This window comes from Amycolatopsis sp. NPDC003676 (assembly GCF_053587275.1).
This window is the reverse complement of sequence record NZ_JBSFNS010000221.1, coordinates 1-3,602: the sequence shown is the minus strand read 5'-3', so window position 1 is coordinate 3,602 and position 3,602 is coordinate 1. Positions and strand designations below refer to the sequence as shown.

At 69.3% G+C, this 3,602-nt stretch carries 3 protein-coding genes; 2 read left to right on the top strand and 1 reads right to left on the bottom strand.

The features are described from left to right. Positions 1-199: 199 nt before the first annotated feature. Positions 200-1,807 (bottom strand): choice-of-anchor A family protein, encoded by a 1,608-nt coding sequence (locus ACWDNU_RS44910; RefSeq protein WP_449673339.1) that lies wholly within the window; start codon positions 1,805-1,807, stop codon positions 200-202. Between the two features lie 187 nt (positions 1,808-1,994). Here ACWDNU_RS44910 and ACWDNU_RS44905 point away from each other — a divergent pair, with 187 nt between their 5' ends. Both ACWDNU_RS44905 and ACWDNU_RS44900 read left to right on the top strand, forming a co-directional pair. Continuing rightward, the gene (locus ACWDNU_RS44905; protein WP_370938347.1) at positions 1,995-2,666 is read left to right on the top strand and encodes a FadR/GntR family transcriptional regulator; all 672 of its coding nucleotides are present in this window, start codon (positions 1,995-1,997) and stop codon (positions 2,664-2,666) included. Further along, the gene (locus ACWDNU_RS44900) at positions 2,663-3,469 is read left to right on the top strand and encodes an ABC transporter ATP-binding protein (RefSeq protein WP_449673338.1); all 807 of its coding nucleotides are present in this window, start codon (positions 2,663-2,665) and stop codon (positions 3,467-3,469) included. Before ACWDNU_RS44905 ends, ACWDNU_RS44900 begins: the two co-directional genes overlap by 4 nt. Positions 3,470-3,602: the final 133 nt, after the last annotated feature.

Genomic DNA, 3,602 nt, shown 5'->3' with positions numbered 1-3,602 from the left:
CGCAGCAGGTCACCGTCCGTTCCGGCACCACTCTCCGCACTCTCACACTCAAGCTTCGGGGTGCCCCACGCAACCAAGGACGGCAATGTCGCCGCCAGGCGACGAGCCGAACCCGAACGCGACCCCCACCCAACCGGACTGTCCGTAAAGGACCCCTTGAGGGAATCAGATTCCCCCAAGGAGCCCTTCCCGGCTTTGGTCAGGAGCGCCTGCGACGAACCGCCACGACCGTCACCAGCGCACCGCCGATGAGCAACAGCGCGCCGCCGCCGATCAAGTAGCCGCGAATGTCCGCACCGGTCGACGCGAGCGGCCCCTGGTCCGACGGTCCGGTCCCGGGAGCCACCCCGCCGGAGTTGTCGCTGGTGGTCGTGACCGGGGCCGGGGCCTCCGAGGACGAACTGGACGTCGTCGGGCTCGTGCTGCTCGCCGAGGACGTCGGCTGCGAACTCGAGGACGTCGCGCTGGACGACGTCGGCGCGGTCGAGGACTCCGTCTCCGACGGGCCGGTCGGCACCGTGGAGCTGGACGTCGCCGAACTGGACGACGTGGCGCTCGACGAGGTCGTGCTGGACGACGTGGTGCTCGTCGGCTCAGTCGTGGTCGAGGTCGTCGAGGAAGTCGACGTGGTGCTCGACGTCGGCTCCGTGCTCGACGTGCCCGTCGTGGTCGAGCTGGTCGGCTCAGTGCTCGACGTCGTGGTGCTAGTCGAACTGGACGTCGTAGTGCTGGACGTGGACGTCGTACTAGTCGGCGTAGTAGGCGTAGTCGTCGGCCCAGCGCAGTCCGGCAGATCCCCGGTGAACGGATACGCGTGGAACTCCTGCCCGCCAGCCGCACCATCGGACGTGTGCAACAGATTGCCCGCCGTGAAGAACCGGCCGTTGGTGCCCGAAGCGGTGACCGTCGTGTCGCTGGACGGGTTGCCGACCAGCACGCTGCCCTGGAACTGCGCCTGCCCGGCGATCTTCACCTTCGACGCGTCCGGGAAGTTCCACAGCAGCTTCTCGCGCAGGTGGTTGATCGGGTCCTGGTCGGCGAGGTCGCCGGTGTAGGTGTTGATCACCCGGTTGCCGCCGACGAGGTTCACCAGCACCGTCGCGCCCGCCGGGATGCCGGTGAACTCGAGGCCCTGCATGCCGCCGCCGGGGCCGGTGAGGTCGAAGTCGACATTGAACACCTGCAGCGCGGACTTCCCGTCGCCGGTGAACAGCGTGCGGTAGCCCTCGTTCTTCGCCGTCCCGGTCGCCGCGGACTTGCCGTAGCAGGTACTGGCCTCCTGCAGCTGCGGCCGGAGCTGCTTGTACTGGTCGGCCGCGTTCGGGTCCTGCTTCAGCGTGCCGGTCACGGTCCCGGTCACGGTGCCGCCGTAGCGCACGACGCCTCCGTCCGCGAGAAGCCGCTGGTTCGGCGCGACGGTGACGTCCTTGCCGGTGGTGAGGAAATCGGCACCGTCCGGCGGGGGCACGCGCGAGCCGACGCCCGCGATGCCGACGTTGTAGACCGAAGAAGCGCCAGCCCGCTTCGCCATGTCGAAACCGCCGAGCACGACGACCCGGCCTTCCGCCTCGGCCGCGCCTTCGCGCACGAGGAAGTCGCCGCCGGCGAAGACGTTGATGCCGTTGTCCCGTCCCGCGAACGGCCCGTTGTTGACCGGCGGGTACTTGTCCGGGCAGGCGTCGCCGACGCACGGCCCCAAGCCCCCGGGCAACGGAGCGGCGCTCGCGCCGGGACCGGCCACGAACGCCACTGCACACACCGCCGCGGCGAGAGCTCCGCCCACGACGGCCATTTTCCTGGCACGCATGCGGCCGATCCTTACCCGGCGCGGGCGAAATGCGGCAGTCGAAACACCGTAACCCACCCGAACGGGTCATAAAATACTCAGCTCCTCAGACAAGTAGACTAGTGACGCTCCACACTCGACACCCCGCCGGAAGAATGTCCCGCAGTAGCCTCGCTCCCGTCGCCCCGCCCGATCAGAAAGCCCTCCGATGCCCCCTCTCGTGCACCGGCACCCGCTCGCCGCACAGGCCGCCGAAGTCCTTCTGGCCCGCATTCGCTCCGGCGAATGGGCGCTGGGTCACAAATTGCCCGGGGAAACGACTTTGGCCGCGCAACTGGGCGTCGGCCGTTCGACGATGCGCGAGGCGATCCGCGAATTGGCGGGCAAAGGCGTGCTCGATTCCCGCCAGGGTTCCGGCGTTTTCGTGACCGCCCTGGACGTCGCCGAAGATTGGGACGCGGTGCTGCGCCGCGCCACCATCGGCGCGGTGATCGAGGCGCGCATCGCCATCGAAGCGGAGGCCGCCGCACTCGCCGCGCTCCGGCGGACGCCGACCGACCTGCGCGCGATCCGCCGCGCACTCGCCGCTCGCGCGCTCGGCGATCCGGATGTCGAGGTCCTGGTGGACACCGACACCGCGTTCCACCGCACGGTGCTCGTCGCCGCGCACAACGACGTGCTGATCGAATTGTTCGACAGTTTCGTGCCGCGCGTCCACCGCGCGATGACGGACATGCTGCGCGCCCGTCCGATCACCGCGCCCGAGGAAGACCAAGCCGCGCATCTGGCGCTCGTCGACGCGATCGCGGACAAAGACGCGTCCGCCGCCGCGGAACTGAGCCGGGCGCACCTGACCGCCTTGAAGGAGGCACTTTCGTGAGCGAGGTCGTTCTGCAGCTGACCGACGTCGTGTTCCGCAGGCAGGGCAAGGAAATCCTGCACGGCGTGAACCTGGCCGTGCGGGCAGGCGAACACTGGGCGCTGCTCGGCCCGAACGGCGCAGGCAAGAGCACGATCCTCGGTTTCTGCGGTGCGGTCACGCATCCGACGACCGGCACCGTCGACGTCCTCGGCGGACGGCTCGGCCGCGTCGAATTGCAGGCGTTGCGCCGCAGCATCGGGCACGTCGACCCGCGGCATCCGCTGCGTTCGCCGCTCACCATCCGGGAGGTCGTGCTGACCGGGATCACCGGAAGCATCGACACTCCCCCGCGCTGGCAGCCCACCGCGGCGCAAATCGAGCAGGCCGACGAACTCATCGGATTGCTGGGCCTCGACGGCAAGGCTGGCGAACGCTGGCCGACGCTGTCCCAAGGCGAACGCGGCCGCGCCCTGATCGCCCGCGCGCTGATCAGCGACCCTCGGCTGCTCCTGCTCGACGAGCCGTCCACCGGCCTTGACGTCGCGGCTCGCGAGCAGCTGCTCGAAACGATCGACCTGCTCACGCGGACCCATCCCCGGCTCGCCTCCATCGTGGTCACGCACCATCTGGAGGAGCTGCCGGAAACGACGACGCACGCGCTGCTGATCGCGGACGGTTCGGTGGTGTCGTCCGGGCCGATCGAGCAGGCGGTCACCACCGCGAGCATCAGCCGGGCATTCGGCCACCCGATCCGCGTGGACCGGCACGACGGACGGTGGAGCGCCCGCGCCGCGCGCAGCCGGTCCACCGAAGTCGCCTGACGCGGGCCGCCGCCACCCGCTGTCCGTGAAGGGCTCCTTGAGGGAATCTGGTTCCCTCAAGGAGCCCGTCGCGGTCGTGCCGCGGCCCAGGTTTTGGGTTTAGCACACTTCTGTACTAAAGTCACAGTATAAG